Genomic DNA, 26,464 nt, shown 5'->3' on the forward strand with positions numbered 1-26,464 from the left:
CACTCCGCCGGTCAGAAAACCTAAATAATAAACGCTTTCAGTATTTAAACTTTTGTTGCCCAAACTTCATCATGCCACGGCACAGTGCGCGCGAAATGGAACGCAGGACCGGATGGGAGTTCAAAAGGGACGGATTCAACCTGCGCCAAGAGGCAGACAAGGAGACTCACAGAACCGGCGCCCTGCATTATGCGAGGGGCCGTGCTTTGGAAGCCTACACCATTTACAAGCGCGCTTTCGGCGTTCCCGAAATGATTCCGGACAGGCAAAAAGATTTCATCGGCATAGTCGAAAGCCGCGACGGGAAGAGAAAAACGTATTGGTATATCGACCGGCGCGGGCAAAACAGCGAATGATGAAATGCCCTGCAAGCGCTTTTAATAACCTTTTTCCCGAAAAAATCGTTTGAGGGCCCGTGGTCCAGCGGTTACGACGACGCCTTTACAAGGCGTAAGTCGGCGGTTCGATCCCGCCCGGGCCCAAGCAGCCGATTTCGTCCGCAGCCGTCACGTCCGGCGGGTACGAACCAAGGCTTATCATGGCAAAATCGCGATTTTGCCATGTGCCCGGAATCTTGGGATTCCGGTGCATGCTGCTGCAATAAGCCGAGTAAGCAGTACCAAAAATTAGATTGCAAGAGGCCGAAGCCCCCCCCATTGCATTTGAAACAAACCGCTTATCTTTTTCTTGCAGGCGTTTTCTGCGCCGGGCGGCTGTATCTTCTGGGCGCCGGCCTTGCGGGCCTGTCTGAAATAGGCTCTATTTTCCATGCGGGCTGCCGGACTGCCTGCTGAGCATTTCTTGGCGGGGAAAGTTCCCTGTAAATGCCGACGTGAAAGAATGTTTCGATGAGAATCTGTGCGGGCAGGACAATTAGGCCGGCGATTGTGGATAATGCCATTGTTGCGAGCATTGCATTGATGGAAGCCGGGCTGGCATACATGAAGCCGGCAGGCGCCTTTGCGACCAGGTCAAGGACGAATGCCGCAACGAACAGCGGCACGAAAACTATTATGCCGGAAATTAAAATGTTGAGGACGTTGCCCCGTGTAATTTTCCACGACTGCTTAAGCGAGGACATTATGCCGGCGTTGGTTTCAAAAAAAATCGGCACCGCCACTGAAAGCCTGTATGAATTGTAAATTATTACTGCAACGTAAACCAGGAGGCCCACAAACCCGGTTATTATCATGAGAGTTGCGATCAGGCCGGCTGTTTTCGCAAAAATTATTCCCGCGACAAACAGCACCAGGGAGACGCCCAGAATAGCCAGGAGCTTGGGCTTGAAAAGCGAAAAAAGCGCCACAAAACCCTCCGCAATCGAGAGCAGCAAAAACCTGAGAACCTTTGACTTGGAAACAATGTCATGCCGGTAACCGGCTTTTGACATGCCGAAAACCACTGCCTTGGCCTGGATGAAAAACATCAGGGCAATATATGCAATGTAGATTATGATGCCGCCGACGATGATTGCCGGCAATGCGGACAAAAATCCTGCCGTGGCACTGAGGGCGTCGCCCGAAAGCAGCGACATTACCGCGGGACCCGCCGCAAGGAAAATGAGGCCGCCCAAAAGGGTGTAAAACGCCAGTGCCAGGCAGATTGTTGCGGCAAAAAACTTCACGCTGCGCTTTTCTTTCAGCCAGCTGTAGGAAAACTTCAAAACCTGTTCGAACTGCATTCTCGGGTCACCGTCAAAAGAAGCGGTTAAGTATTATTTAATCTTAATCTTTGCCGAAATTTTTTTCCAGACCTCATCCGACACTTCTGCAATGGACTTGATTTTCTTGCCGGACTCCATGCAGTCCACTACGAGCCAGTTTTCCTTTTCAGCAAGGCGCAGGTAAATCCTGCGGACGCGCTCCATGTACGAAAAGTTCAGTTCATGCAAGTCCTTTTTCTTGTCCTTCATCAGCTTCCTCGACATAGAAGCCGGAACGTCAAGCAGTACAGTGAGGTCGGGCTTGGGAAACCTGCCTTCCACGTTTTTCGCCCATTCAATGAATTCCGCCTGCTTTTTTTCGTCAGTGTACTTTGCGCTCTGGTACGCGAGGTTCGAGGCCACAAACCTGTCCAGGACGACCATTTTTCCCGCTTCGAGTTCCTTGCGGATTTTTGCGGACGCGGAATACTTGTCAATAGAGTAAAGCATCATGCACACTTCCGGCGCCATCCTGTAAGGGTTGCCGAAGCCGCCATTAAGGTATTTTGAAATCAGCGAGCCGAAAAATGTCTTGTAGCGCGGAAACGCCATGAAAACGCCTGGAACGTTTTTTTTGCGCAGGCGCCTGAAAAAAAGCCTCGACTGCGAGGACTTCCCCGAACCGTCAATTCCCTCGAAAACTATGAGTTTGCCCTTCAAAACCAGCCACCGGAACGGGAAGATAACTGACAAAGAGGTTAATAAAATTTTCCGCCGAAAAAGTTGTTGGCGTTCCGGCTGGCTGGGTTCCATCAGAACCTACACCGGCCGGAAAGCGTTCCGAGCGAAGCGAGGCAGCCCGATGAAGCGAAGCGAATCGGGCGTCGGACTCGGCGGACGAAATCGCCGAGCGCCTGTAGCGTAGTGGTAGCGTTCGACCCTTCCAAAACTTTTTTAGAAAAAAAGTTTGCAAAAAAGTCGAGGTGAGGTCGCGGCCCGGGTTCGACTCCCGGCGGGCGCATTGGCCCATCGAGCAAAGCGAGATGGGCCTATTGCCGTGAATTTTGATAAAACTTTTATCAAAAGTTTTCCCGACGGGCGCAACTAAAAAATTGGTTCTGATGGCTTCGAAGAAATTGTCCGTGCAAAAAATCGCGTTGGAGCGCATTTACCGCCTGTTCGAGCTGGCGGAAAAGGAACTGGAAAAGCCTTCCGGCGGAAGGTCGAAAAGGTATGTGCAACTGGCATTGAAAATCCGGGACAGGAACAGGGCAAGGCTGCCGGTTGAATTGAAGGCAAGGTTCTGCAAAAAATGCAAGGCATTTCTGATGCCGGGAAAAAACTGCACTGTGCGGGTTTCAGGAAAAATGGTTGTTGTTTCATGCCTCGGCTGTGGTAGCATAAAAAAGATGGGCGCCAAGGAAAAGAAGGCAAAAGTGGTGGAACGGAGTTGAAAGTGGTTTTGTATGGCGGGCAAAAAAGCGGGCAATGAACTGAAGGCGGAAATGCAGATCGGGAAGAACGGCATTTCCAAGGCGCTTGTCGAAGAGCTGAAAGCACGGCTTGCGAAAAGGCGTTTTGTCAAGGTCAAGGTCCTGGCGGCGCTCAAGGCAAACAGGAAGCTCCTGGCGGAAAAGATTGCCTTGGAAGTGAATGCAAGCGTCGAGGAAGTCAAGGGCAGCACTGTCGTGTTCCACGCGCATGCAAGGGAAGAGGGCAGGGGCCGTTGAGCATAAGTGGTGCCGCAACAGCGGCACCACCAAGGGGGCGTGCGAGGGGCGTCAGCCCTGCTAACAAAGCTTTTTAAAGGTTTTATCCGAGAGAAACGTATAATCGGCTTCTAATTTTGGAAGCTTCGGGCAATGCCCGTAAAGCAAATGCTTCGAAAGAAGCGAAAATGGTGATGATTTTTGGGAGTCTTTGATGTTCCGGCCGGAAGGCTGATAGAGGAAGTTGCCAAGTCCTTGAAGGAAAACAATTACCCTAAACCGGAGTGGACGGAGTTCGTCAAGACCGGCATGAACAGGGAGAGGGCGCCTGACAGCCCCGACTGGTGGTATTACAGGAGCGCTTCCGTATTGTACAGGATTTTCAAGGAAGGCAACCTCGGAACAGGAAGACTGCGCACTTATTACGGCGGAAGGAAAAACCGCGGCGTGAAGCCGGAACACGTTTACAAGGCTTCGGGCAAGATTATCCGCTCCACATTGCAGGAGCTTGAAAAGCAGGGTTTTGTGAAAAAGGCGAAGGTCGGCAGGGTCATTGCCCCGAAGGGACAGAAGCTTTTGAACGACAATGCGAAAGCGATTGCCGGCATCTGGAAGAAAGAGATTGAGGATAAAAGGCTTGCCGGGCTTGTGGAAAAGAAGAGGCAGCCGAGAGCCGGAAGCGCGATGAGGGAAGAGCTCAGGAAGGCCGGTGCTGAAAAGAAGCCTGCGGAAAAGGAAAAGTTCAAAAAGAAAAAGAAGGAGAAAAGGGACGACGACAGCTCCTGAATGAAATTCCGCGCTTATGGATGAATTGGAGGATGCGAGGAAAAGGAAGTTTGAGGAATTGCAGAGAAGGCATGCCGAAATTGCGCAGGAGTCGCAAAGGCAGGCCGAAGCCGACGCGCAGATAAGCGCGGTCCTCAAAAAGTTCCTGACCGAAGACGCAATGGAAAGGCTTGGCAATGTCAGGCTTGTCAACAGGCAGCTGTATGACGCGGCCTGCCAGGCGATAATTTACATTGTGCAGAACGGTTTGGACGGAAAAATTGACGGTTTGCAGGTGAAAGCGATTCTGGAAAGGCTTTCACGTAAAAGGGAAATGAAAATAACGAGAAAGTGATGTTTGTGGCAAAGAACAAGACTGAAGAATTCAAGGGTTTCCTGATTGCCAAAAGGAAAAAAATCGGGCCCGGCCTGACGAACGCGCCTGTCTGGGTTATGCAGAAAGCCGGGAAGAGGATTTGGAACCCCAAGCAGAAAAGGCACTGGAAGGAAACAGATTTCGGCGACGAGTTCAGGAAAACCGAGAAAAAGCTGAAAGCCCGCAAAAAGAAGAGAAAGATGGGGCAGAAAAAGATGGCCAAGAGAGGCCTTGTCAAGAAGCTGAGGGTGAACAGGGATGCCTAAAAAGGAAAAAAAGGATTCAGCCAGGGAAGTTGAAAGGAATTTCACGGTCAACCTTTCCAAGGTCAAAAGGCAGACCAGGCCGAAGCGGGCGAACAAGGCTGTTTCCGAAATACGCGTGTTCATTGCAAGGCACATGAAGGTTGGCGTTGAAAACGTGAAGGTTTCACAGAAGCTGAACGAACTGCTGTGGTCGCACGGCAGGGAGAAGGCAACAAGGAAAGTCAGGGTCAAGGCCTTGAGCGACGGAAAACAGGCAGGCGTTTACCTCGAAGACGAAAAGATAGAGAAAAAGGAAAAGAAGGCCAAAGAGGAAAAGGAAGAGAAGGCCGAGGCAACGGAAGAGCAGAAAAAAGCCGAAGAGGAAAAGGAACGCAAGAAGGAAGAGAAAAAGCTTATCGAACAGCAGGCGGACCGGCAGGCAAAGAAAAAGAATTGACTGTGAAAAAGGAGCCGCGGCGAGGGGTTGCCCGGCCGATGTTCTATAATATTATCGCGTGAGTTTCTTGGAAATAGACAAAAAGAACATCAGGGGTTCGCCTTACGTCGGGATTTTCTGTGTCGTGACCGAAAAATTCGGATTGTTCCCGAAAACCATTGACCGGCACGAGATTGAAAAACTCTCTGATTTTTTCGGCGTTGAAGCCATTCCCGCAACCATTGCCGGCACATCGCTCTTGGGCGTGCTTGCAACAGCGAACAGCCACGGCATAGTTGTTTCCGGCGTCGCGGAAGAAAAAGAGATTTCAGAGCTTGAAGGCCTGGGCCTGAACGTCGCGGTTGTCGACAACATTGCCGCTGTCGGAAACCTTGTCAGGGCAAACGACAATGGCGGGGTGTGCGCGAAAATCTTTTCCAAGGAAGCGAAAAGCGGCATGGAAACGGCTTTGAAGGTTGAACTCAGGGCGATGAAAATAGCCGACACCGACCTGGCCGGAAGCTGCATTGTCGCAACAAACAGGGGCTTTCTTGCAAACCCAGGCGTTTCAAAGGAAAGCTTTGCCGAACTCAGGAAAATTTTCGGGGTTGACGGCGCGCTGACGACCGCGAATTACGGCGATGCCTGCGTCGGCAACTCGATTGTTGCGAACAGCAGGGCAGCCATTGTCGGCGAACAGACAAGCGGCTTCGAGCTTTTGAGGATTGACGAGGGCCTGATGGGCAGATGAGGCAAACAAAGCAATTTAAGTTTTTGCAGGAAAAAGAACTATGGCAAGGTGAAACAATGGCGGATGAAAAAGTTTTCGAGGCAAAAGGAATTATTGTTGAAAAGGGCGTTGAGAAGCCTTTCACTAAAAGGGTCGGGGCGGCAAACGAAAAATTCGCAAAGGAGAAAATCCTCTCCGCTTTCGGCTCCAGGCACAGGCTGAAGAGAAGGATGGTAAAAATCACAAGCATTGCCGTGGCAAAGGAAAAGGCGAAAAGGCAATGAGCGCAAAAAAAGCAAAACAGGAACCGCCGCAGGAAAACAAGGCTGACGGCCAGCAGAAGGAAATAAGGCTGACCGGCGAACAGATACTGCTGCAGTACAATGACACGCGGGCAAGGCTTGAAACCGTGCAGTCGAGGATTAGGGCGCTGGCGGGGATGAGGCAGGACATGCTTTTGGCGAGCACCGCGCTCAAGGCAATCAGCTCGGCTGAAGAAGGCGAAAAAATACTTGTAGCGCTTGGAGCAGGCATTTACATCGAAGCGGAAGCCAAAAACGTGAAAAAGGCCAAAAAACTGCTTGCCGGCAACGTCATGGTTGACGATGACGCCGAAGCAACCATTAAAAGCGTGCAGGAAGAGCTTGAAAAGACCGGACGGACGATGCAGGAACTGCAGCGCGAGGAACAGGGCCTTGGCCAGAACCTGAATGCTTTGGCCCAGATAATCCAGAGAACACAGGAACTTGCAAGAAGGCAGATGCAAGGCCAGCAATAAAAGGCTTTTCCAACCCAATTCTTTCCGTCATTCATTTCTGTTATTATGGGTGTCGGCATGTTTGGTCTGCTCAGGAAAAAGCTTGAAGGCTTCACGCAGAAGCTCAAGGAAAAAGTCTTCGAAAGGCACGAAAGCAGGCCAGAGCCTGTTCCGGAAGCCATAGAGGAAAAGCCAGCCCCACAAGAAAAGGCGCTGCCCGTTCCGGAAGAAAAGGCGCCTGAAATTGCGCTGGAAAAATCAATCGAAATCCGGGAGGAGCCTGAAAAAATCCGCGCAACACCCGCCGCCGAAAAAACTGTTTTTGAACAAAAGCCTGACAAAGCGGAAGAAAAAATCCCGGAACGAGAAGAAGCCTTGCATGCAAAGCCGAAAGCCGTTGCAGAAATTCAGGAAAAACGCATAGAACACCCGAAACCCGTTAGTGTCAGAGAAAAAGAAACGCAGGATGCCATGGCAAAAAAAATGCCCAGCCATGAAGCGCACGCCATTCCCGGAACTCTGGAAGAAGAGCTTGCGGAGCCGGCTGAGGAACTGCACGAAGCGGCTGAACCGCACGATATCAAAGGCCGCGAACTCCAAGCCAAGGTTTCGCTCGGCGGAAAGCTGAAAAGTTTTTTCACGGGCACGGTGACTGTTTCGGAAAAGGAAATTTCCGGCCTGCTTGAAGATCTGGAGCTTGCACTGCTGGAAGCGGATGTCGAGCCTGACACTGCGGAAAGGGTTTGCGCCGGAATAAAAAAAGAGCTGTCCGGAAAAAAAATCGACGGGAACAGGTTTGAGGAAGCGATAAAAGCAGAGATAAGGAAAAGCCTGCTTGAAACCATGGCGGCGGAAAGCATCGACATTTGCGCCATGGCAAAATCAAAGGCGGAAAAGCCGTTCGTCATTCTTTTTTTGGGCCCCAACGGAGCCGGGAAAACAACGACGATTGCGAAAATCGCGCACTATCTGAAAAAGCGCGGCCTGGAAAGCATTCTGGCGGCATCCGACACTTTCAGGGCCGCGTCGATAGAGCAGATCGGCGTGCACGCTGAAAGGCTTGGATTGCGCGTTGTAAAACACAATTACGGCTCCGACCCTGCGGCAGTGGCATTCGATGCAGTGCAGGCGGCTAAGGCTAAAGGCATTCCGGTTGTTCTCGTGGATTCAGCCGGAAGGCAGGAAACAAACAAGAACCTGATGAAGGAAATAGAAAAAATCGTGCGCGTAGTCAAGCCGGATTTGAAGCTGTTTGTCGGCGAGGCCTTGGCAGGGCATTCGCTCATAGAGCAGGCAAGGGAGTTCGACAAAACTGTCGGGCTTGACGGTTTCGTGCTGACAAAAATCGATACTGATGCAAAGGGCGGCACCACGATTTCCCTGATTTACAATCTAAAAAAGCCGGTCGTGTTCATCGGCACGGGCCAGGGCTATGATGATATGCTAGAGTTCAGGCCGGAATTCATAGTGGACAGGGCAGTGGCATAAAAAAAGGTTAATCTGATTTGAGCAAAAACCTGCTGTAAACGAATGCCGCAAGAATTGCCCCGGCAACCGGGCCGATCCAGTAAACCGCCTGGTTTTCAAGGAAGCCTGACGCCATGGCCGGGCCGAAAGCGCGCGCAGGATTCATCGCAGCACCAGTCAGGACGCCGCCTGCAAGAATGTCGAAGACAAGAACCAGGCCGATTGCCGCGCCATAAACGCCTGCCGGGGCGCGCCTGTCAACCGCAACCCCGAAAACCGTGAAGACAAGGAAAAACGTGAGGATTGCCTCAACGGCAATGCCAGCAAAAACCGAAACGCCCGAACCAAGCGCGGGCGTGCCCAGATGCAGTGAACCCGGCGCTGACGGAAAGACAATGGAAAGGAAAAAGCCCGCAAGCAAAGCGCCGCAAACCTGGGAAAAAATGTAAAACAACGCCTTTTTCGGCTTTATCTGGCGGCCGGCAAGCAGGCCAATCGTGACTGCAGGGTTTATGTGTCCGCCTGAAACATGGCCGGTCGCATAAACCATTGCCATCAGGACAAGACCATGCGCCAACGCAATGCCGAGCAGGCCGGCCTGGCCGCCGGAAGCATTGTCTGCGAGAACGGCTCCGGCGCCTATGAAAACAAGGGCAAAAGTGCCGATTGATTCTGCCAGAAAAGCCGGAAAATCGCCCAAGCCAACCACGCCAAAAGAAACAAGAATAATATATGAAACACAATTCATATTAAAAATGTTGTTCGGGGAAGGCTTATATTGAGCGAAACCGCCAAATATCAGTTAATGCAAACTTGTGCAAAAAAATTTGGAGATGATGCAAGATGGCCTTTGAATTACCGAAACTCGATTACGCGTTCGACGCGCTTGAACCGCACATCGACGCGAAAACAATGGAAATCCATTTCACGAAACACCACCAGGCATACGTTGACAAGCTCAACGCTGCAGTGAAGGGCACTGAATGGGAGAACAAAAAAATCGATGACATCCTCTGGAACATCAGCAAGGTGCCCGAAAGCATCAGGACGGCTGTAAGGAACCACGGCGGCGGGCACGCAAACCACTCGCTGTTCTGGAAAGTCATGGCTCCGAACGCCGGCGGAAAGCCGGGCGGAGAGCTTGCAAAGGAAATCGACAAGGCTTTCGGCTCGTTCGACAAGTTCAAGGAAACTTTTTCGAACGCCGCGGCAACAAGGTTTGGAAGCGGCTGGGCATGGCTTGTTGCAAGCAACGGAAAGCTCGAGGTTTACAGCACGGCTAACCAGGACTCGCCCTTGATGGAAGGCAGGAAGCCAGTGCTCGGCCTTGACGTGTGGGAACATAGTTATTATTTAAAGTACCAAAATAGAAGGACCGACTATATCAATGCATTCTGGAACATTGTGAACTGGAAACAAGTAAACGAGAATTATCAAAGTGCAACGCAGTAGGTGCATTAGCACCTCTGCCGAGCCAATTTTGAACGTAGCAAATTTTTTCTGGCTTTAGCTTGCACGTGCCAATATTTTCAAAGAATGTTCGCACGAACGATTTCTTATATATTCTAAGATGATAGATTTTTTTCCTTGGCGAGCCATCCTTGCCGACAAACGATTTTTGTATGGAATATCGTGAGATTATTTGAAGCTGTTCTTCAAGTAGCTTTCGGATAATTTCTAGAATATTGTAATTCGTGTTACACAAATCCAAACAAATTTTTGGTGTCTTCCGCGACTTCTCTTTTATGACTTTAACGCACCCCTCAGCATCAAAAAAACCCTCAATCAATTGTAGTGCATTCAGCCTACAGTCTCCGTCACCCAACATAAGAAATAATTTGTCAAAATCTTTACGAATTTGCTTGAACAAAAAGAAAAGTTCGACGTTTCCAACCACTACAAACCAAGTGTTATTAGATCTGTTGATATAGCCTTTGACCGGCCGGCCAATACAGGCTGAAATTTTGCCGGCGTATTTTTTTATGAAATCCTCTTCCCCTATAACGCCCACCTTATGCCCGACTTGTTTCCAAGAATAAACATATCCATCTCCGATAAGGGCACCCAATATATAAAATAATTCAGGACAGTGCTTGAGTCTTTTTTTACCAAAAGGCGACGATGTACCATGATACCAAGCATAAAGGCTTCCGACAGTTATTCCGTATCTAGTACTAATTATTGAAAATATTTCTTTTCTGGGAAGACCGCTTTCTTTTAATACCATAAATGCATTGAAGGCTTCCACTCTTAGACCAGATTCTATTATAGTCATCTCTCTCAAAAAGAGCATATTGTTGGCTCTTTAAAAAGGAAAATCATGGTGCGTTGCCGTTGAATCAAATCTAAACCATTTTTCTTTTTTTCTTCCTGAAATGTCTTTCATGCAAGAGTTGCTTGGCCGGATCGGGCGCCTGAAAAGCGCGGATGAGAGGCGGACTATTGAATCGAGGATGCTTGAGTTTGAGGAAACCGGAAAGCAAAACGAAAAGGTTTTTTCCGAACTCTGCTTCTGCCTGCTGACCGCAAATTTCAATGCCGAGCGCAGCATAAAAATCCAGAATGAAATTGGTGACGGCTTTTTGAAATTGCCAGCGGACGCTCTGGCCCAAAGGCTGAAGGAGCTTGGCCACAGGTTTCCGAACGCGCGCGCAAAATTCATTTTCGAGGCAAGAAAACACGCGCCGGGCCTGAAAGAAAAAATCGAGTCGTTTTCCGATGATGCCGGGGCAAGGCAGTGGCTTGCCGGGAATGTGAAGGGCCTCGGCTACAAGGAGGCGAGCCATTTCCTGCGCAACACCGGCAGGAAAAACGTCGCAATAATTGATTTTCACATTGTTGACCTGCTGGCAAGGCACGGCCTCATTGAAAAGCCGAAATCAAAGTCGATTCCTGCGAAAAAATACGTCGAAATCGAAAAGGTGCTTGAAGGCGTGTGCAAAAAAACCGGCCTGAGCCAGGCCGAGCTTGACCTCTACTTGTGGTATCTTGAAACAGGAAAAATTTTGAAATAAAAATCGCAATAGCAATTACATTTCCCGCAACCTTTGGATGCGGGATTCAATAGAAGGGTGCGTTTCAAACAGGTTGTTCAATGCGCTGGCATGCTCTTTCAGCGGGTTTATGATGTAAAGGTGCTCGGTCGCCTTGTTCGCTGCCTCCAAAGGCTCCGTGTCCTTTGAGATTTTTTCAAGCGCGCTCGCCAAAGCGCCGGGGTTTTTCGTGAGCAAGGCAGAGGAAGAATCAGCAAGGTATTCCCTGTTGCGCGAGATTGCAAGCTTTATTAGCGTCGCAATCAGCGGCGAAAGGATTGCCAGGGCGATTGCGACAACCGCCAGGACCAGGCCGAAATTGCCCCTGTCCTCGCGGTGCCTGCCGAAAATGCTTATGCGCAGGAGAAAGTCCGACAGCAGGGCGGTAAGGCCGACCATGACGACAGTGTACATCATTATGCGCGTGTCAGAGTTTTTGATGTGCGACATTTCGTGGCCGATGACGCCTTCAAGTTCCGCACGGTTGAGTTTCTGCAGCAAGCCGGCCGTGACAACAATGGCTGCATGCTCCGGGTCCCTGCCGGTCGCAAAGGCGTTCGGCGCTGTGTCGTCGATGATGTAACATTTTATCGGCGAACTCAGGCCAATGCCGACCGAAAGCTCTTCAACTATGTTGTAAAGCTGGGGCAGTTCCTTTTTCGTTACGGGCCTTGCCTGCGAAATGGACAGGACGAGGCTGTCGGAATAATAATAGGAAAAATATGCGGAGCCCACTGCTATGGCCAAGGCGAAGGGAATTGCAAACGCGCCCAGGCCCGTGTAGAGCGCGAAAATGTAAACCAAAAACATTACAAAGAAAATGAAGAAAAAGAACAGGAACAGGGTTTTACGCCTGTTCCCTTCAACCTGCTCGTAAACGCCCGCCAAAGGAAACCACCCGGTTCAGAATTTGACTTTGGGCGCTTCCCTTGCTCCTGCTTCCGCCTCGAAGAAATCCTTTTTGGCGAAACCGAACATTCCCGCTATGACATTGCTTGGAAACTGCTGGATTGCGTTGTTGTACAGCAGGACAGCGTCATTGTAGAACTGTCTCGCGTACGCGATCTTCGACTCGGTGCTTGAAAGCTCTTCCTGCAACTGCTGGAAGTTTTCGCTCGCCCTCAACTGCGGATAAGCTTCTGCGACGGCGAAAAGGCTTTTGAGCGCGCCGGTCAGCATGTTTTCCGCCTGCGCCCTGCCCGAAACACCGGTTGCGTTGGCGACCGCGGCCCTTGCCTTGGTCACTTCAGTGAAAACGTCCTTCTCGTGCTTGGCATAGCCCTTGACCGATTCGATGAGGTTCGGAATGAGGTCAAACCGCCTCTTCAACTGCACGTCAATCTGGCTCCACGCATTCTCAACGCGGTTCCTGTTGCCTATCAGGCCGTTGTAGACGAGAATCAGGCCGAGAACCAGGATGACAATTATTCCAAGAAGAATCCATTCAATCATAAAGAAAACGCACCCCCGCGGTTAGTAAATTAGCCACGATTTGTTTTAATAAATTAACCTGCTATCAGTCCCTGTTCGGGTTTATGCTGCCATCAAGAATGCCTTTGAGCGTTTCCAGGTTGGGCTCGACATGCCTGCCGCGCTCTTGTACAATATATGATATGCCATTAAGCAGGGATTGAACCGTGATTCTTCCACGGCCAAAATTCCCGGGCAGGTATTGCTGGAGAAAAGCCGCGTCCAAAGAGGTTATTCGGCCAGCCTGCCTTGCCCTGTTGACTTCGTCAAGAACCACCTGCAGCTGCGCTTTTCGCAATTGCACGCGGGCCTGCGACTGCCCTGCATCAGCATAATAATCGCGCAATTGGCGGTATTGTTCCAACTCTTCCGGCTTCCTTTGTTCAACTTCTTTCGGAACCGTTTCGTAGCGCCGGACACCCAAGTCAGCTGCAAGCTGTGCCAGGCTCATTTGCCGGGCATGCTCTAGCCAGTTGACCAATTCAACTGATGACAGGCCGTTTTCGCGGCGGACAGCATCCAAAAGAATTCCAATCGCGGCTGGTGGAATGTACCTGCGCTTTGCTGCTTCAATAATGGTAGCCTCACCAGTGACAGCCCTGTACAAATCCTTTGCCGAAGCCGTCTGAAGCTGATTGCCTATCAGGCCTTTTTCTTGTGCCAAGGCAATAGCGTTTAGGGTCGGCGGAATGCCCTCCAATGGATTGCCATCTGAATCAAATGGAATAGTTCCGCCTAAATGTCTCCTCAATGATTGCAAGGCCGCCACTTCCACTGTTTCCGTTGCAGCCGCCTTCAAGCCTTCGCGCTCTTCCGGACGCCTGTTAGAGTTTTCGGCAGCCGCGAAAAGGACATTATTCCTGAAAAAAAGCAGTGCGTCAATATATTCCCCTGCGCCCATCCTGCGGCCCATTCTGCCATTCCCCATCCGGTAGCTTTGCATTTTCAGCAGATATTCCCTGAGCCTGTCCCGGACATCCGGCTGAAGTGCTACTCCAAGTGATTTTCTGCGGGGCTTCCCGCTTGGCTTCGGACCGCGCGTTCCGGTAAGCGCGCTCAAAATGTTGCTGTAAAGCCAGTCGGATACAATGCCCAATTCGCCATGCAACTGGTATTTTGCCGGCCTTGCGGCTGCAGGCAAATTCGCAAAGTCCTTTTCGCCTGTTCCAAGCTGTTTCCATCTGGCGGCCTCTGCGGGTGTCCTAGGGGGCCTGCGTCCTGCCTCCGTCCGCTCCGCCTCCAAAGCCGCCCGCCGGGAAGCAAGGCGCAATTCAAGCTGCACGCGGTTTGGTTCAACGCGGCTGCGCAGCCCGGCTGTCCTTTGCCGGTTGGCAGATACAGTGGCATCACGGGAAACTGGTTTTGGTGCCAGAGGGCTTAAGCGGTTTCTTCTGGCATTCCTTCGCACAGCAGTACGCCTTCTGTTTGGGCCGATTGCGAAACGTCTGCGCGGGCGCATAATCAAAAACCATCAAAAGAATAGAATAAGCGCGTTAAAAGTAAATAAATCTTTGCGGGAAAAAACTTCGCTTTGGCCGGCCCACCGGCGGCCGGCAAAGCCAGCCCGTTCGTTAAACAACTATTTTTCCGCGGTTATCTGCCATGCTCCGCGCGGGTAGCCGAAAACCGTCGGCGTTCTGCCATATTCTTTCGGGTAAAGCGGCCTTGCGGTTATTTTTCCATGCCCGAATGCGCTCTGCCTCAACAGCCATTCGATGAAATCCGATTCACCCTCTCCCACCATGAGCATGAGCTTGCCTCCGCGGCAAAGCTTTTTGTGGCAAATGTTGAAAACGCGCAAAGTGTATTCCATGTGGTCCACGACCGGCTGGCTATCCTCGCCTTCCGGCCCGTAATAGCCCAAGGCAAACTCGGAGCTTATGATTGAAGCAGCGCCATCCTTGAGCCGCTTCAGGCCGGACTCGAAATCGCCGTGAAACTGGTGCCAGTTGGGCGGGCGGTGGTCGCCGGGATTGATCAGGTCAACCCCTATGAATGTCGCATTAGGAAATCTTTCCGAGCGCTTTTTTGTTTTGTATGCGACCGCTTCCTCGTCAAATCCCACGTTGCCGAGATGCACGACAAGCGGCCTCCGCCTTTTCGGGCGCGCGATTTCAGGCATGCAAAATAATCGTTCTCGCGGCTTTTAATGGTTGCGATTTTTTGGCTTATTCCATTTGATTTAAAGCTTTTGCAGGGCAGATTCTTGTGATTGCGATGTCTTTGGGCGAAAAGCTTGCCGGCGCAATGGAAACCCTGAGGCGCGCGGCAACATTGGACAAGGATGCCATAAAGGAGGCTGTCAAGGAGATTCAGCGCGCGCTCATTTCCTCTGACGTGGAAGTTTCGCTTGTCCTCGAACTGAGCAAAAAGATCGAGGCAGAGGCCTTCAAGGAAATGCCGGAAGGATTCAACCGCAAGGAGCATGCAATCAAGGCAACATATGATCTGCTTGCCGAACTGCTCGGCGGGGAAGCCGCAAAAGCGCCCGAAAACCCGAAAAGGATTCTGCTCGTCGGAACCTTCGGCCATGGCAAGACGACCACCGCAGGAAAAGTTGCAAAATGGTATGCCAAGCGCGGAAAAAGCGTTGGGTTAGTTGCCGCGGACGTTTTCAGGCCGGCCGCGGTCGAACAATTGAGGCAGGTCGCGGAAAAAGCCAAAGTCGAATTTTTCGGGATTGAAGGCGAAAAAAGCGCGCAGAAGGTGGTGGAAAAAGGGCTTGAAAAATTCCATTCAAAGGACCTTGTCATTGTCGACAGCGCGGGCAGAAGCGCGCTGGACGAAGAGCTCGTGAAGGAAATAAAGGAAATCAGTTCGGCGCTGAAACCCGATGAAACGTGGCTTGTGCTCGGCGCGGACATCGGGCAGATCGCAAAAAAACAGGCGCAGGCGTTCCACGACGCGGTCGGAGTAAACGGCGTAATAATCACTAAAATGGATGGAAGCGCGAAAGGCGGCGGAGTTTTGGCGGCATGCCATGCCACGAAGGCAAGCGTCTACTTTATCGGCGTTGGCGAAAAGCTTGACGATTTCGAGGAATTCGACGCGCAAAGGTATTTGTCGAGGATCATGGGCTTCGGCGATTTGCAGGCACTGCTGGAAAAGGCGAAAGAGCTGGGCGAAGATGAAACGGCGTTGTCTGCAGAGGAGATGCTGGAAGGCGAATTCAATTTCAAGGTCTTCTACGAACAGCTGAAGGCGACGAAAAAACTCGGCCCGCTGTCAAAGGTTGCGGAAATGCTGGGCATGAAAATGCAGGTGCCGAAAGAACAGCTTGAAATCGGGCAGGAAAAAATGGACTCGTTCGGCATAATCATCGACAGCATGACCGAACAGGAGCGCAAAAACCCCGAACTTCTTACCAGAACGAGAATCCACAGGATTGCCGTTGGCAGCGGCAGGAAAGAAGAAGATGTCCGCGAACTGATAAAGCAGTACAGGACCATGGAAAAAATGTTCAAAAAATTCAAGAGCATCGGCTCCGAAAAGAAACTGGAAAAAATGGCGAAATCCGGCAACTTCGGCGGAATGCTGCAGGGCTTTGCCAAAAAAAAGAAAAAGTTCAGGCTGAAATGAGAACGCAACGGCGATGATTGAATGGAATTCCTGCTTTTCCGCGAGGCGATTGTTTTGCTTGCCTGTGCTGTTTCGGCTTACACTGACTGGAAAGACGGCCTGATTCTGGACAAAATAACGTATCCCCTTATCGCAATCGGAATCGCCTTGAACCTACTGGAAAAAGATTTGACTGTTTTCATTCTGCCGATTGCGGTTTTTGCCATTGGTTATGCCATTTACTATGCGGGAAAAGTGGGCGGGGGGGACGTGAAACTTCTTGCCGGAATTGCAATGGTTCTGCCGTCGGTGCGGGGTGAAATCTTCGTTTTGAACGCCCTGCTCATTGCCTCGTCTTCCGCAATAGTTTTCCTTTCGGCTTACTTCGTTTCAAAGTACGCGCGAAAAGGCATTGACTGGAAGGAAAACCGCGGCGGAATAATGCGCGCCCTGCTGTTCGCTGCATTCATTGCCGCATACTTCTGGTTTTTGCTGCAGTGGAAAATCATGCCGCTGTCAGGAATAATGATTTTTGCCGTTCCCGTGGCTTTCGCGCTCGTATTCCTGGCGCTGGAACACGGCATCCGCAGAAACTTTTTTTTGCAGGAAGCCAAACTGTCAGAGCTTGAAGAGGATGAAATCGTCGCTGTGGAGTTTTTGGATTCGAAAGTGTTGGAAAAGCTTGGCCTCAAATTCAAAGGCGTGCTCGGAGAAAAGGAAATCGGAAAACTCAAGGAAATGGGCCTGAAAACAGTGCCAGTTTACAGGAAACTCCCGGCGTTCGCGCCGTTCATACTGTTGGGCGCGGTTGCCGCGATTGCCTGGCCGGGAATGGTAGCGGGACTGTTCATTTGAAAAGAGAAAAATTATTCGTTTTCTATCTGCCGTATCAGGCGCCTGTGGATGGAAATCAAAAACTTTTCCATGCCGACTGTGAGGGTTCTTCCTGCCGAAAGCCTGTCCTGGATTGCCCTGAGCAGGGACGCGTCGCGCGCAGAGAGTGATGCGCCTTCCGGTCCGCCGAAAAACTGCTCCAATGTTGCAATCATCTCCCGATGCTTCCGGGTTGAAAGTTTTAGCCTGCTCTCTTTTTGCGGTTCAGGCAGAACCTCAACAAAACGCCGGCTTGCCGGAGCCCTGCGCTCCGGGCCGGAATATAAGCCTTCTCCGCGTCTGCCGGCAACATAGATTCTTGCGTTTGCGGAATCAAACTGTGTTGCCGCAACAGCCGGCACCCCGACCGTTCTTCCGGAAGATGCCCTGCGTTCCCTGCCCGAAAACATGATGCCGCCCGCAGAATCGGTTACTTTTATTGCCAAACCCTTTTTTGCCTGCGCGCCGGGTTTTCTGCCAGGGCTTACAGCACGCGGTCTTCTTGATTGCGGCATGATTAAAATAAAATGAAGGTTGTTAATTAAGTTTTGTATGCAAAGCAATGAAAAGTTCATGGCAATGTGCCTTGCCCTGGCGGAGAAGGGAAAGGGCTTCGTTTCCCCGAATCCCATTGTCGGATGCGTAATCGTGAAAAACGGAAAGGTTGCCGGAAAGGGCTTTCATGAAATTTTCGGCGGGGCGCACGCTGAAACAAATGCCTTGAAACAAGCCGGAAAAAAAGCGAAGGGCTCAACGCTTTACGTGAATTTGGAACCGTGCTGCCACTGGGGCAAGACCGGGCCGTGCACAAAAGCCATAATTGCCGCCGGCGTGGAAACGGTTGTCATTGCAATGCAGGACCCGAACCCTAAAATTCGGGGCAACGGCATTGCGGAGCTTGTGGAAGCCGGTGTGAAAGTCGAGATCGGAGTGCTTGCGGAGCAGGCGGAAAAGCTGAATGAAAAATTCGTGAAATTCATGAAAACCGGAAAGCCGTTTGTCTGCCTGAAGCAGGCCCTTACGTCTGATGGAATGGTTTCGTGGGGAAACGGAAAGCGCAAAAGAATAAGTGGAAAGGAGAGCAGGGAACGGGCACTCGTCCTGAGAAACGGGTTTGACGCGATAATGGTCGGAATAAACACGGTGTTGAAGGACAATCCGAGGCTGACGCGCAGGTCGGGAAATTTTGCGGGGCAGATTTTCAGGATAGTGCTTGACGCAAGGCTCAGGATTCCCTTGAATGCAAAAGTTTTCGGCTCGGACAAAAAAGCCATAATAGTGTGCGGGCAAAAAGCGGACAGGAAAAAGGAAAGGCTGCTGCAAAAAAAATGCGTTGTCCTGCGCGTGAAAAGCGGGAACGGGTTGATCAGCCTGAAAGAGCTGTTCAGCAGGCTTGGACGGATGGGAATTTCAAGCGTCCTGGTTGAAGGCGGGCAGACACTGGCAAGCAGCATTCTTGCGGAAAACCTTGCAGACAATATTTGCTGGGTTGTCTCCAAAAAAAAAGCCGGGCCGGAAGGAAAATTTTTTGTTGACAAAAGAGTTGGCAGGCTCCGCCTGGAAAACGCGAACGTTTTCCTTCTCGGAAAGGACGCCGTGATTGAAGGCCGGCCTATTTCGGAGTGAACGCGATCCCTTCAACCGAAATTTTCGCAGGACAGTCTTTTTCGCCTTCAACTGAAAATTTCACGCCAAGCATCCGCTCGGCAATCAAGATGTTTGTGAGGGTGTGGCTTGAAAGGCTTGAGCAGAAAATCTGGCTTTTACCCTTTGCGAGGGCCATGAACGGAATGAGCTGGTCGGCAAGGTGCGAATCGACCGGTGCCTTCGGAGAAAGCTCCGCGAGAAGGCTTTCAGCCGCGCTTTTTCCCACGGAATCGGATGAATTTTTCCTGTCAGCGAGGCAGGAACAGCCGACAGCCGGAGTCGAATCAAAAAACGCAAAAATCGAGATGCCGGAACCGGTTGTTTCCCTGCTTTGCTGGTTCCACTCCACGCGCTCGTCGAAATCGAACCAGCCGAGCTTTTCGAGCAAAACGCTTTTTGCGGACAAAAACTGCGAATTTGAAACCTCCTTGGGAAAACCCGAGGAGTGGGAAAAAAACTTTATGTACTTCATTTCGGACGGCCCGAGGAAAACGATTTTTTTGAGCGGCCATTTGGCTTCCTTTGACGCGAACGAAATCCTGCCGTTGCCCTTCGGGTAATAGCCGCGCTGTACAAGGTTGACCTCAAAAAAAGCGTTCATCTGCCGCAATGCGGGAAAAAGCGCTTCCCTCAGGTAGTCGACGGGCGGCGAAAAGGGCACATCCGTTCCGCCCATGACGCGCAAGCCGGTTTCAGCGGCCATTGCGGCAGGCAGGATTGTGTGCAGGAGCAGGGAACAGCTGCCCGCTGTGCCGATGTTGGCTGCAAGCTTCGCCGGAACGATTTTGCCGGGAGAGAATTTCAGCGAAGTGCTGCCGATTTTTGCCCCATCAACCTTGGCGTTGCAGAGCTCTGCCAGCACCTGCACTGATGTGAGGTGCTGCGGCATCAGGCCCGGCTTCGGCCTGTTCTTGCGGATGTTTGAAAGCTCAACCGGCTTTTGCAGCAAGGCCGACAGGCCAAGCGCCGTGCGCAGCGTCTGCCCGCCGCCTTCGCCGGCCGACGCATCAATCGCAATTGGTTCGTCTGGCATAAACTAAGTCTTTTTGCGGAAAATAGTTTAAGAAGGTTTGCGCCGAAAAGATAGCTATGAATGTTCTGGTCACCGGAAGCTCGGGCATGATCGGCAAAATGCTTTGCGCGGAACTCCGCGGAAAAGGCCACAGGGTGCGGGGCTTCTCAAGGCGCGAAGGCTGCGACATACTCAAAAAAGAGGACTGTGAAAAAGCCGTGAAAGGTGCGGACGCCGTCTACCATTGCGCCGCAATACTCGAAGAGGATGACAGCAGACTGTTCGATGTCAATGTGAAGGGCACGGAAAACCTTTTGGAGGCAAGCGCCAAAGCCAGGATAAGGCATTTCGTTTTTTTGAGTTCGGTCGGGGTTTACGGGAACTCCGAGGAAAAGCTTGGCGAGGACAGTGCTTTTGCCCCGGCAACGCCTTACGAGAAAAGCAAGGCGGAAGCAGAAAAAACAGTGCAAACCTATCTTGAAGTTTTGCCCATAACCATTGTCAGGCCGCCGATAGTAATTGGCCCGAACAGCTATTGGCGCAGAATCATAAAGCTTATTGAAGACGGCTTTCCGATTGTCGGCGGCGGAAACAACAAATGGCAGACGATTTACGTGAAAGACCTTGTTTCATTCCTCGTCTTCATACTCGGAAAAGACGAAGTCATAGGCGAAACCTATGTTGTCGCGGGACAGGATGCGCCCACCCTTAAGGAGCTGTGCGAAATAGTGAAACGGGAGAAAAAAAGCGCAAAGAAAAACCCAAGCGTGCCGTTTGCCGTCGGAATGCTTGTCGGAACAATTTCTGACATCGCGTCAAGGATAACCGGGAAAAAATCGCTTGTGGGCAAACACAACATCGTGCGCCTTGTAAAAAACAGGCATTACGACATTTCAAAGGCGCTCGCGTTGGGATGGAAGCCGGAGTATTCGACAGAGCAGGCACTGCATGAAACCATTGCGTCATTCAACCAGCAGGCATAGTGCGCCTTTTTGCGCGGGCATGCGCATCATTTGCATTTGACATTAGACTTTGAACCCTGTTTTGGCCGACCTCGAAAAGGTATGGGAGAAAAGCTTCCGGCACCGCCTTTGTGGCGTGGTCAAGGGCATAAATCACGCCTTGCTTGCTTGACGCGCCGTCAATCAATTCCAGGATTTCCGATACATGCTGCCTTGCCCTGCCAAGCTCGCCCGTCCGTTCAAGCTCGGCAGCCTCTGCCCCTGCGAATTCAAGCTCTTTGAATGCGCTTGGAAAATTCCGGTGAACGCCAAAACCCCTTGCTGACGACAAGGCGCGCCCAGCCTCCGTCTGCGAGCCGAAAATTATTCTATTATGCCAGCCCCCAAGCCCGGCACGCAAAACGCTGTCCTGCGGCCTCGCGTCAAGCTGCGCTTCAACCCAGAGAATGCCGTTCGGTTCGCGCAAAACAAGGCGCGGCGCACGCTCTTTCCGGCGCAGGAAAGGAAGACCGGCAACAAAATCACGCAACCGTTTTATTGGCATAAAACATTCCGCGCGGCTATCTTTTTTCCTTTCCGGCTTTCGCAACCGCTCTTGCTATTTCGGACAAGGTTTTTTCCGCCTGGGAAACATTGCCGTTGACTTTTTCAAGAGCCGAGCCGACATGGATTATGTCGGCGCCCGCCCTGATTGTTTCATACGCGAACTTGGGGTTGCGGACTCCGCCGGCCACAATCAGCGGAACGTCAATGGTTTTTTTCACCAAAGAAACCATTTCAGGCGGAGCCGGAGAATCAGCGCCCCCGCCGGATTCAAGGATTACCAGCCTGGAACCCATGAACTGCCCGCCCAAGGCTGTTGCGGCGGCAAGGTATGGAATGTTGCGCGGAATTGCCTGCGCCCTGCCGACCCAGCCGACCGCTCTTCCAGGTTCGACAATGATGTAAGAAGTCGGAATGGGTTCGAGGCCGAGATTTTTAATCGGAAACGAGGAAGCGATCTGCGCGCCCGAAATGTAATACGGGTCAAGCGAATTGAGCATCGACATGAAATAAATCGCGTCAGCGTATTTTGAGACCGTCGCAATGTTGCCCGGAAAGATTATGACGGGCAGGGAACAGTTTTCCTTCAACGCAATTATGGACTTGTCCAGGAGTTCGCCTTGCGCCCCGACCGAGCCGCCCACTGCAAAAGCGTCAATTCCTGCACGCTCGGCGGCCTTCGCCACCTGCGCGGCCTGTTCAAGCGAATACTTCGGCGGGTCGAACTGAATGAAAGCCAGGCCGCCCTTTTCGCCGATAAGCCTGAGAATGTTCTGGTAAACCTTTCCATCCTTCATGCAATCACTGCAAGATTAAGGCAAAATCGCAAATAAAAATGTTGGCTTTGCGGGGTAGTGATAAAAAGTATAATAACCTAAAAGCATTTTCAGTCATGTGACGAAAAGGCAAATGATGGCATGCAAGCGCGATTCTTTAAAAAAAAGGTTTGTGGAATGTGTTTTCATATGCCGGCTAATTTGTTTTACGGTGGCAGAACTTGATAATATTTGAAGTCAGGCACAATCCGGACAGAATGCGGACACACGAACCGCATTTGGACATTGTCAGAAAGGCCTGGGGCGAGCCGGGCGGCGAAGCGGATATTGCGTGGCGGGGGGCGGTCAGCAAGCCTTGGTGGAAGGGTGGCGGAACAGACACTATTGAATACCAGGTTCTCAGAAACAGCCCGCAAATAGCCTCGCCGAACAAGGAACGCTTTGTGTTTGCGATTATTAGGCGCGATCAGGACAGCAGACGGCCGATAATGGATATCGTTGCATACCCTCAAATTGAACATCTAGACACATTGGCTGAAGCATCAAGAAACAGGTGGTCACGCGGGCCGAGTGACCTATATCCGCACGCCTTGGGGGTTGTTCGCCTTAAAGAAAGCTATATTTTTGACGAATCACTCTTTGGTGACCAAATTCCGGTAAAAGGGGGCGATACCCGATTCAACAGGAATTCGCAATGCCTTAGCTTACAGTTGGCACAAGCAAATTATAAAACCAAAAAAAAATCCGAAAAAGGCGAAACTGGGAATTTAGACAGGGGGCTTGGCAGGTATTACCATCATTGGCGGCTGGCCGCGGTTGAAACCGCAATCAAAATTGCTAGAGAGCAAAATAAGCCGCTTTTCATTAAAAAATTACTTTTTAGGTCTAGTCAGGAAATAAATCCAAACGAACCAATGACGCTCAAACCGCAGCTTTATGAGGAAATCTTACAGGCAGCCACAAACGCCGGTGCAATAGTGGCTGAAAATGAAACAAGCATGATAATTTATTATTCTGAATAAAAAAACATCTCAAATTTGAAGAATCTGCAGAGCAGATTCTATATTTTCCTTCTGGTTTCCTTTGAAAGGCGGTCCATGGCCCGAAAGCAGGGTTTCGAAGTCAAGCCTTGCAAGCTTTTCAAGCGAGGCAATCATTGTCTTGCGGTCCGAGCCGGGAAGGTCGACCCTTCCGGAACAGCCCTCGAACAAGGCGTCGCCGGAAAACAAAAGCTTGCGCTTTTTTTCGAAAAATGAAAGGCTGCCAAGAGCATGGCCGGGCGTGGCAATCACTTCAAGCGAAAAACCGTTTACTTTCAGGATGTCGCCTTCGGAAAGCGTTTTTTGCACAAAAGCCTTTTCCTTCGAGCCCACGATTTTTGCGTGCGTGAACTCGACCATGTTTTCGTTGATGATTTTTTGGCAGGGCGCGGAAGCGAAGAATCCGGCTTTCGAAAAAAGCTTGGCCGCTGAAAAATGATCGGCGTGCTCGTGCGAGAAAAAAACGCGTGAAACGCTTTCCGGCGCAACGGAGATTTCGGCGAGCGCGGAGCGGAATGCGATTATATTCTGTTCCGAACTGGTGTCGATGAGGCAGTTTTCCTTTCCCTTGAAAACGTAGGCGTTCGAGCCGAACCGCGGCGGATGGAAGGCGAAAAGGCCGTCAAGGATTTCTTCAAGCATGGCCGGCATGACGGATTTGGGCGGGAAAACCAATTAATAATCTTCGCTGGAAGAATGGTTTGGGGTTTGGCTTGGACTTGGAGAATGCGGAGGAGATAATCGCCAAGATTGCCTCGGAGTCGGGCAGGCCGGACAGCGAAATCCGCGAACTCGTTGAAAAGAAAAAGGCGAAATTTTCGGGCCTGCTCACCGATGCCGGCGCGGCTTTCATGATTGCAAAGGAGCTTGACGTGAACATCGGCGTTGAATCAGCGCTGGCGAAAAAGAACAAGATAGCGAACCTGCGCGAGGGCATGAGCAACATCGACCTGCTTGTCAGGGTATTGCAGGTTTTTCCCCAGAAAGAGTTTGAAAAAGCCGGAAAGAAAGGAGTGCTCTGCAACCTTGTTGTCGGCGATGAAACCGGCGAAGTGCGGCTTACGCTTTGGCATGGCGACGTGAAAAAGCTTGCGGAAAAAAACGTGAAAAAAGGCGATGTCCTGCTTTTGAAGAACTGCTTTGTTTCAAGCTTCAACCAGAAAAAACAGGTGGGCTTAGGCTACGGCGGCGAATTTTTCCTTGAAAAGGACGACGGAACGCTTCCGAAAACGGAATGCAATGCGAAAAAGATTGACGAGCTGTCCGACGGCCTCAACGATGTCAGCGTTGTCGGCAGGATCGGCAGGATTTTTCCCGTGAAGGAATTTGAGCGCGAGGGGAGCACCGGAAAGGTTGCTAACTTCGAGTTCTTTGATGCTGGCGGGAAAATCCGCGCCACTGCCTGGAACGATTCTGTTTTGCAGATTGAAGGAAAGGAAGGAAAGGTCGTAAGGCTCGACGGCGCCTACACCAAAAAGGGTTTGCGCGGCGTGGAACTGCACCTCGGCTGGAGGGCAACTGTTTCGGAAGCTGATGAAAAAGCAGCCGGAATACCTAAGGAAGCGGAAGCCGAAAGCAAAAGCAGCCGGAAAAAGCTTGCGGAAATGGCTGAGGGCGACAGGTTCGTGGAAGCCAAAGCAAAAATAGCCGAAGTTCTGGATGGAAGGCTCTTTTTCAACGCCTGCCCGAAATGCGGGGCAAAGGCAACGCTGCTGGATGAAAAATTCGTGTGCGACAAATGCGGCGAAGTCGAGCCGAAAAAAAATGCCGTGCTGAGCATAATGCTTGACGACACAAGCCGCCAGATGCCTGCAACCTTTTTCGGCGAACAGGCACTGCAATTGCTCGGCTTGGACCAGGACGATTTCGAGGCCTTGCTTGAAGCTGAAACCGTGGAACAAAACCTGAAGAATTTTTCCGAAAAGCTCGATGGAAAAGAAATCATTGTGCGCGGATACGTTCGCAAAAACAATTATTCCGGCGAAAATGAGCTTGTCGCGAAGGAAGTTCAAAAATAGCTTACTCGGCCATTGCAACAGCAATGGCATTAGTTCGTACCCGCCGGACGCGACGGCGGTCAGGGGAAACACACCCTAAAAAGCCATTTAAAAAGCAAAAATTATTGTAGTTGTCATCGGCCCGGCCAAGAGGAAAGGCAACCAAAAGCCTGTTCCCCGCAAACCCGGAGCCAGGAGATGGGACAATGGGAAAAGACAGCAAAAGCGAGATAAAATCTATTGAGGATTTGCCCGGGGTGGGGCCGCAAAGCGCGGAAAAGCTTATTTCTGCCGGCTATGCCACGTTGGAGGGAATTGCGGTTGCATCGCCAGCCGAACTCGTGGAAGCGGCCGGCCTTGGAGAGGCGACTGCCGCAAAAGTAATCAAGGCCGCGAGGGATGCCCTTGAAATGGGCTTTGAAAGCGCGGACGTTCTCGCAGAAAAAAGAAAGCTTGTCGGAAAGCTGACAACCGGCAGCAAGGAAGTTGACAACCTGATCGGCGGGGGCATTGAAACGCAGAGCATAACCGAAGTTTACGGAAAATTCGCTTCGGGAAAAACGCAGTGGTGCTTCGAGACAGCCGTAACTTGCCAGCTGCCGAAAGACCAGGGCGGACTGGAAGGAAACTGCCTTTACATTGACTCTGAAAATTCTTTCAGGCCTGAGCGCGTCATAAGCGTTGCGCAGAGGTTCGGCCTGGACGAAAACGAGGTGCTCAAAAACATTTTTGTTGCACGCGCATACAATGCAGACCACCAGATGCTTTTGGCTGAAAAGGCGTCGGAAATGGTCAAGGAAAAAAACATCAGGCTTGTCATCGTCGATTCCCTGACAGCGCAGTTCAGGTCCGAATTCATCGGCAGGGGACAGCTTGCAGGCAGGCAGCAAAAGCTCAACAAGCACATGAGAACATTGCAGAAGCTGGCCGAAATGAGCAATGTCGTGGTGCTGGTGACAAACCAGGTCATGGAACGGCCGGACATTCTCTTCGGCGACCCGACAGCGCCTGTTGGCGGCAATGTTGTCGGCCATGCATCCAAGACAAGGATTTATCTGAGGAAAAGCAAGGACGACAAGCGCGTTGCCAAACTCGTCGACTCGCCTTCGCTGCCGGACGGGGAAGCCATTTACAGGGTAACGGAAAAGGGGCTGGAGGACATTTAAGTCCTCTCCCTGCAATCAGGGAAAAAATCTAATAACAGGTTAAACTGCAATCCTTTTATGCCTGAATCCGAAGGCAGAAAACTGAAATGCATTGCCTGCGGCGAGGAAATGCTTGAAGTGCACTGCAAAAGCGTGTGCCGCAAATGCGGGGCAATGGTTGATTGCAGCGACTGAATAAGCAGATGCATTAAGCGGCGGTCTTGGAACAAGTGGAAGGTATCGGAACCGAAGGTTCTGATATTGGTTGCAGCGACTGAGCTG

The 26,464-nt window shown here is 51.2% G+C and carries 33 protein-coding genes and 2 tRNA genes; 22 read left to right on the plus strand and 13 right to left on the minus strand.

All coding sequences use genetic code 11. The features are described from left to right. Nucleotides 1-71: 71 nt before the first annotated feature. On the plus strand, nucleotides 72-356 hold the full coding sequence (locus HY394_06460) for a hypothetical protein (GenBank protein MBI4053648.1): 285 nt from the start codon (nucleotides 72-74) through the stop codon (nucleotides 354-356). 53 nt (nucleotides 357-409) lie between these two features. Next, nucleotides 410-482 (plus strand) — tRNA-Val (locus HY394_06465). A 194-nt stretch (nucleotides 483-676) separates the two neighbouring features. Here HY394_06465 and HY394_06470 read toward each other — a convergent pair. After that, the gene (locus HY394_06470) at nucleotides 677-1,681 is read right to left on the minus strand and encodes a hypothetical protein (GenBank protein MBI4053649.1); all 1,005 of its coding nucleotides are present in this window, start codon (nucleotides 1,679-1,681) and stop codon (nucleotides 677-679) included. 33 nt (nucleotides 1,682-1,714) lie between these two features. Continuing rightward, the gene (gene tmk / locus HY394_06475; GenBank protein MBI4053650.1) at nucleotides 1,715-2,395 is read right to left on the minus strand and encodes a dTMP kinase; all 681 of its coding nucleotides are present in this window, start codon (nucleotides 2,393-2,395) and stop codon (nucleotides 1,715-1,717) included. Between the two features lie 157 nt (nucleotides 2,396-2,552). Between tmk and HY394_06480 the strand changes: the two genes are divergently transcribed. The 11 genes from HY394_06480 (at nucleotide 2,553) to ftsY (ending at nucleotide 8,148) form a co-directional block, all read left to right on the plus strand. Then, a tRNA-Gly gene (locus tag HY394_06480) sits at nucleotides 2,553-2,663 on the plus strand. A gap of 100 nt (nucleotides 2,664-2,763) precedes the next feature. Next, nucleotides 2,764-3,096 carry a ribonuclease P gene (locus tag HY394_06485; protein ID MBI4053651.1) on the plus strand — a complete coding sequence of 111 codons (333 nt, stop codon included), beginning with the start codon at nucleotides 2,764-2,766 and terminating at the stop codon, nucleotides 3,094-3,096. A gap of 12 nt (nucleotides 3,097-3,108) precedes the next feature. Then, complete coding sequence (locus HY394_06490) at nucleotides 3,109-3,372, plus strand: YhbY family RNA-binding protein (GenBank protein ID MBI4053652.1); 264 nt, start codon at nucleotides 3,109-3,111, stop codon at nucleotides 3,370-3,372. A 180-nt stretch (nucleotides 3,373-3,552) separates the two neighbouring features. Continuing rightward, a complete protein-coding gene (locus HY394_06495; protein ID MBI4053653.1) occupies nucleotides 3,553-4,137 on the plus strand; it encodes a 30S ribosomal protein S19e in 585 nt (194 codons plus the stop codon). Nucleotides 4,138-4,153: 16 nt separating this feature from the next. Next, nucleotides 4,154-4,471, plus strand: coding sequence for a hypothetical protein (locus tag HY394_06500; protein MBI4053654.1), 318 nt, complete (start codon nucleotides 4,154-4,156; stop codon nucleotides 4,469-4,471). A 5-nt stretch (nucleotides 4,472-4,476) separates the two neighbouring features. Continuing rightward, nucleotides 4,477-4,758: a hypothetical protein gene (locus tag HY394_06505; protein MBI4053655.1), complete on the plus strand. Its 282-nt coding sequence runs from the start codon at nucleotides 4,477-4,479 to the stop codon at nucleotides 4,756-4,758. Further along, nucleotides 4,751-5,194, plus strand: a complete 444-nt coding sequence (locus tag HY394_06510) for a 50S ribosomal protein L31e (GenBank protein MBI4053656.1) — start codon at nucleotides 4,751-4,753, stop codon at nucleotides 5,192-5,194. The genes HY394_06505 and HY394_06510 overlap by 8 nt, the downstream gene beginning before the upstream one ends. Before the next feature lie 67 nt (nucleotides 5,195-5,261). After that, nucleotides 5,262-5,924 carry a translation initiation factor IF-6 gene (locus tag HY394_06515; protein ID MBI4053657.1) on the plus strand — a complete coding sequence of 221 codons (663 nt, stop codon included), beginning with the start codon at nucleotides 5,262-5,264 and terminating at the stop codon, nucleotides 5,922-5,924. A gap of 56 nt (nucleotides 5,925-5,980) precedes the next feature. Further along, a complete protein-coding gene (locus HY394_06520; GenBank protein MBI4053658.1) occupies nucleotides 5,981-6,187 on the plus strand; it encodes a 50S ribosomal protein L18a in 207 nt (68 codons plus the stop codon). Further along, on the plus strand, nucleotides 6,184-6,681 hold the full coding sequence (locus HY394_06525; protein MBI4053659.1) for a hypothetical protein: 498 nt from the start codon (nucleotides 6,184-6,186) through the stop codon (nucleotides 6,679-6,681). The genes HY394_06520 and HY394_06525 overlap by 4 nt, the downstream gene beginning before the upstream one ends. 462 nt (nucleotides 6,682-7,143) lie before the next feature. After that, nucleotides 7,144-8,148 (plus strand): signal recognition particle-docking protein FtsY, encoded by a 1,005-nt coding sequence (gene ftsY, locus HY394_06530; GenBank protein ID MBI4053660.1) that lies wholly within the window; start codon nucleotides 7,144-7,146, stop codon nucleotides 8,146-8,148. A 7-nt stretch (nucleotides 8,149-8,155) separates the two neighbouring features. On the opposite strand, the gene HY394_06535 is transcribed toward ftsY, so the two are convergent. Continuing rightward, a complete protein-coding gene (locus tag HY394_06535; protein MBI4053661.1) occupies nucleotides 8,156-8,875 on the minus strand; it encodes an MIP family channel protein in 720 nt (239 codons plus the stop codon). A gap of 95 nt (nucleotides 8,876-8,970) precedes the next feature. On the opposite strand from HY394_06535, the gene HY394_06540 reads away from it, so the two are divergent. Then, a complete protein-coding gene (locus tag HY394_06540; GenBank protein MBI4053662.1) occupies nucleotides 8,971-9,579 on the plus strand; it encodes a superoxide dismutase in 609 nt (202 codons plus the stop codon). Here HY394_06540 and HY394_06545 read toward each other — a convergent pair. Next, on the minus strand, nucleotides 9,512-10,411 hold the full coding sequence (locus tag HY394_06545) for an LAGLIDADG family homing endonuclease (GenBank protein ID MBI4053663.1): 900 nt from the start codon (nucleotides 10,409-10,411) through the stop codon (nucleotides 9,512-9,514). The genes HY394_06540 and HY394_06545 overlap by 68 nt on opposite strands. A 100-nt stretch (nucleotides 10,412-10,511) precedes the next feature. Here HY394_06545 and HY394_06550 point away from each other — a divergent pair, with 100 nt between their 5' ends. Next, nucleotides 10,512-11,141, plus strand: coding sequence for an N-glycosylase/DNA lyase (locus HY394_06550; GenBank protein ID MBI4053664.1), 630 nt, complete (start codon nucleotides 10,512-10,514; stop codon nucleotides 11,139-11,141). Between the two features lie 15 nt (nucleotides 11,142-11,156). Here HY394_06550 and HY394_06555 read toward each other — a convergent pair whose 3' ends face one another. From HY394_06555 to HY394_06570, 4 genes are all read right to left on the minus strand, one after another. Continuing rightward, nucleotides 11,157-11,969 carry a M48 family metallopeptidase gene (locus HY394_06555; protein ID MBI4053665.1) on the minus strand — a complete coding sequence of 271 codons (813 nt, stop codon included), beginning with the start codon at nucleotides 11,967-11,969 and terminating at the stop codon, nucleotides 11,157-11,159. A gap of 93 nt (nucleotides 11,970-12,062) precedes the next feature. After that, complete coding sequence (locus tag HY394_06560) at nucleotides 12,063-12,611, minus strand: LemA family protein (protein MBI4053666.1); 549 nt, start codon at nucleotides 12,609-12,611, stop codon at nucleotides 12,063-12,065. 64 nt (nucleotides 12,612-12,675) lie between these two features. Next, complete coding sequence (locus tag HY394_06565; protein ID MBI4053667.1) at nucleotides 12,676-13,872, minus strand: hypothetical protein; 1,197 nt, start codon at nucleotides 13,870-13,872, stop codon at nucleotides 12,676-12,678. Between the two features lie 336 nt (nucleotides 13,873-14,208). Then, nucleotides 14,209-14,751 carry a hypothetical protein gene (locus HY394_06570; protein ID MBI4053668.1) on the minus strand — a complete coding sequence of 181 codons (543 nt, stop codon included), beginning with the start codon at nucleotides 14,749-14,751 and terminating at the stop codon, nucleotides 14,209-14,211. An 86-nt stretch (nucleotides 14,752-14,837) separates the two neighbouring features. Here HY394_06570 and ffh point away from each other — a divergent pair, with 86 nt between their 5' ends. Both ffh and HY394_06580 read left to right on the plus strand, forming a co-directional pair. After that, a complete protein-coding gene (ffh, locus tag HY394_06575) occupies nucleotides 14,838-16,208 on the plus strand; it encodes a signal recognition particle protein (GenBank protein ID MBI4053669.1) in 1,371 nt (456 codons plus the stop codon). 21 nt (nucleotides 16,209-16,229) lie between these two features. Further along, complete coding sequence (locus HY394_06580) at nucleotides 16,230-17,042, plus strand: prepilin peptidase (protein MBI4053670.1); 813 nt, start codon at nucleotides 16,230-16,232, stop codon at nucleotides 17,040-17,042. 11 nt (nucleotides 17,043-17,053) lie between these two features. Here HY394_06580 and HY394_06585 read toward each other — a convergent pair whose 3' ends face one another. Then, a complete protein-coding gene (locus HY394_06585) occupies nucleotides 17,054-17,575 on the minus strand; it encodes a hypothetical protein (GenBank protein ID MBI4053671.1) in 522 nt (173 codons plus the stop codon). Nucleotides 17,576-17,612: 37 nt separating this feature from the next. Between HY394_06585 and ribD the strand changes: the two genes are divergently transcribed. Then, a complete protein-coding gene (gene ribD / locus HY394_06590) occupies nucleotides 17,613-18,686 on the plus strand; it encodes a bifunctional diaminohydroxyphosphoribosylaminopyrimidine deaminase/5-amino-6-(5-phosphoribosylamino)uracil reductase RibD (protein ID MBI4053672.1) in 1,074 nt (357 codons plus the stop codon). Here ribD and HY394_06595 read toward each other — a convergent pair. Beyond that, nucleotides 18,673-19,740 carry an RNA 3'-terminal phosphate cyclase gene (locus HY394_06595; protein ID MBI4053673.1) on the minus strand — a complete coding sequence of 356 codons (1,068 nt, stop codon included), beginning with the start codon at nucleotides 19,738-19,740 and terminating at the stop codon, nucleotides 18,673-18,675. The two genes, ribD and HY394_06595, sit on opposite strands and share 14 nt — an antisense overlap. Before the next feature lie 56 nt (nucleotides 19,741-19,796). Between HY394_06595 and HY394_06600 the strand changes: the two genes are divergently transcribed. Further along, nucleotides 19,797-20,702 carry an NAD(P)-dependent oxidoreductase gene (locus tag HY394_06600; protein MBI4053674.1) on the plus strand — a complete coding sequence of 302 codons (906 nt, stop codon included), beginning with the start codon at nucleotides 19,797-19,799 and terminating at the stop codon, nucleotides 20,700-20,702. On the opposite strand, the gene HY394_06605 is transcribed toward HY394_06600, so the two are convergent. Together HY394_06605 and HY394_06610 are read right to left on the minus strand one after the other, a co-directional pair. Continuing rightward, nucleotides 20,686-21,225: a hypothetical protein gene (locus HY394_06605; GenBank protein MBI4053675.1), complete on the minus strand. Its 540-nt coding sequence runs from the start codon at nucleotides 21,223-21,225 to the stop codon at nucleotides 20,686-20,688. The genes HY394_06600 and HY394_06605 overlap by 17 nt on opposite strands. Nucleotides 21,226-21,241: 16 nt before the next feature. Continuing rightward, nucleotides 21,242-22,021 carry a geranylgeranylglyceryl/heptaprenylglyceryl phosphate synthase gene (locus HY394_06610; protein ID MBI4053676.1) on the minus strand — a complete coding sequence of 260 codons (780 nt, stop codon included), beginning with the start codon at nucleotides 22,019-22,021 and terminating at the stop codon, nucleotides 21,242-21,244. A 200-nt stretch (nucleotides 22,022-22,221) separates the two neighbouring features. Here HY394_06610 and HY394_06615 point away from each other — a divergent pair, with 200 nt between their 5' ends. Then, entirely contained in the window at nucleotides 22,222-23,022 is an 801-nt protein-coding gene (locus tag HY394_06615; GenBank protein MBI4053677.1) for a hypothetical protein, read from the plus strand. A 9-nt stretch (nucleotides 23,023-23,031) separates the two neighbouring features. Here HY394_06615 and HY394_06620 read toward each other — a convergent pair whose 3' ends face one another. After that, entirely contained in the window at nucleotides 23,032-23,691 is a 660-nt protein-coding gene (locus tag HY394_06620) for an MBL fold metallo-hydrolase (GenBank protein MBI4053678.1), read from the minus strand. 50 nt (nucleotides 23,692-23,741) lie between these two features. Between HY394_06620 and HY394_06625 the strand changes: the two genes are divergently transcribed. Together HY394_06625 and radA are read left to right on the plus strand one after the other, a co-directional pair. Next, nucleotides 23,742-25,058: a hypothetical protein gene (locus tag HY394_06625; GenBank protein MBI4053679.1), complete on the plus strand. Its 1,317-nt coding sequence runs from the start codon at nucleotides 23,742-23,744 to the stop codon at nucleotides 25,056-25,058. Between the two features lie 185 nt (nucleotides 25,059-25,243). After that, nucleotides 25,244-26,203 (plus strand): DNA repair and recombination protein RadA, encoded by a 960-nt coding sequence (gene radA / locus HY394_06630; protein MBI4053680.1) that lies wholly within the window; start codon nucleotides 25,244-25,246, stop codon nucleotides 26,201-26,203. The last annotated feature ends 261 nt before the right edge of the window (nucleotides 26,204-26,464 follow it).

This window comes from Candidatus Diapherotrites archaeon, assembly GCA_016205145.1.
Taxonomy (GTDB): Archaea; Iainarchaeota; Iainarchaeia; order Iainarchaeales; family JACQJH01; genus JACQJH01.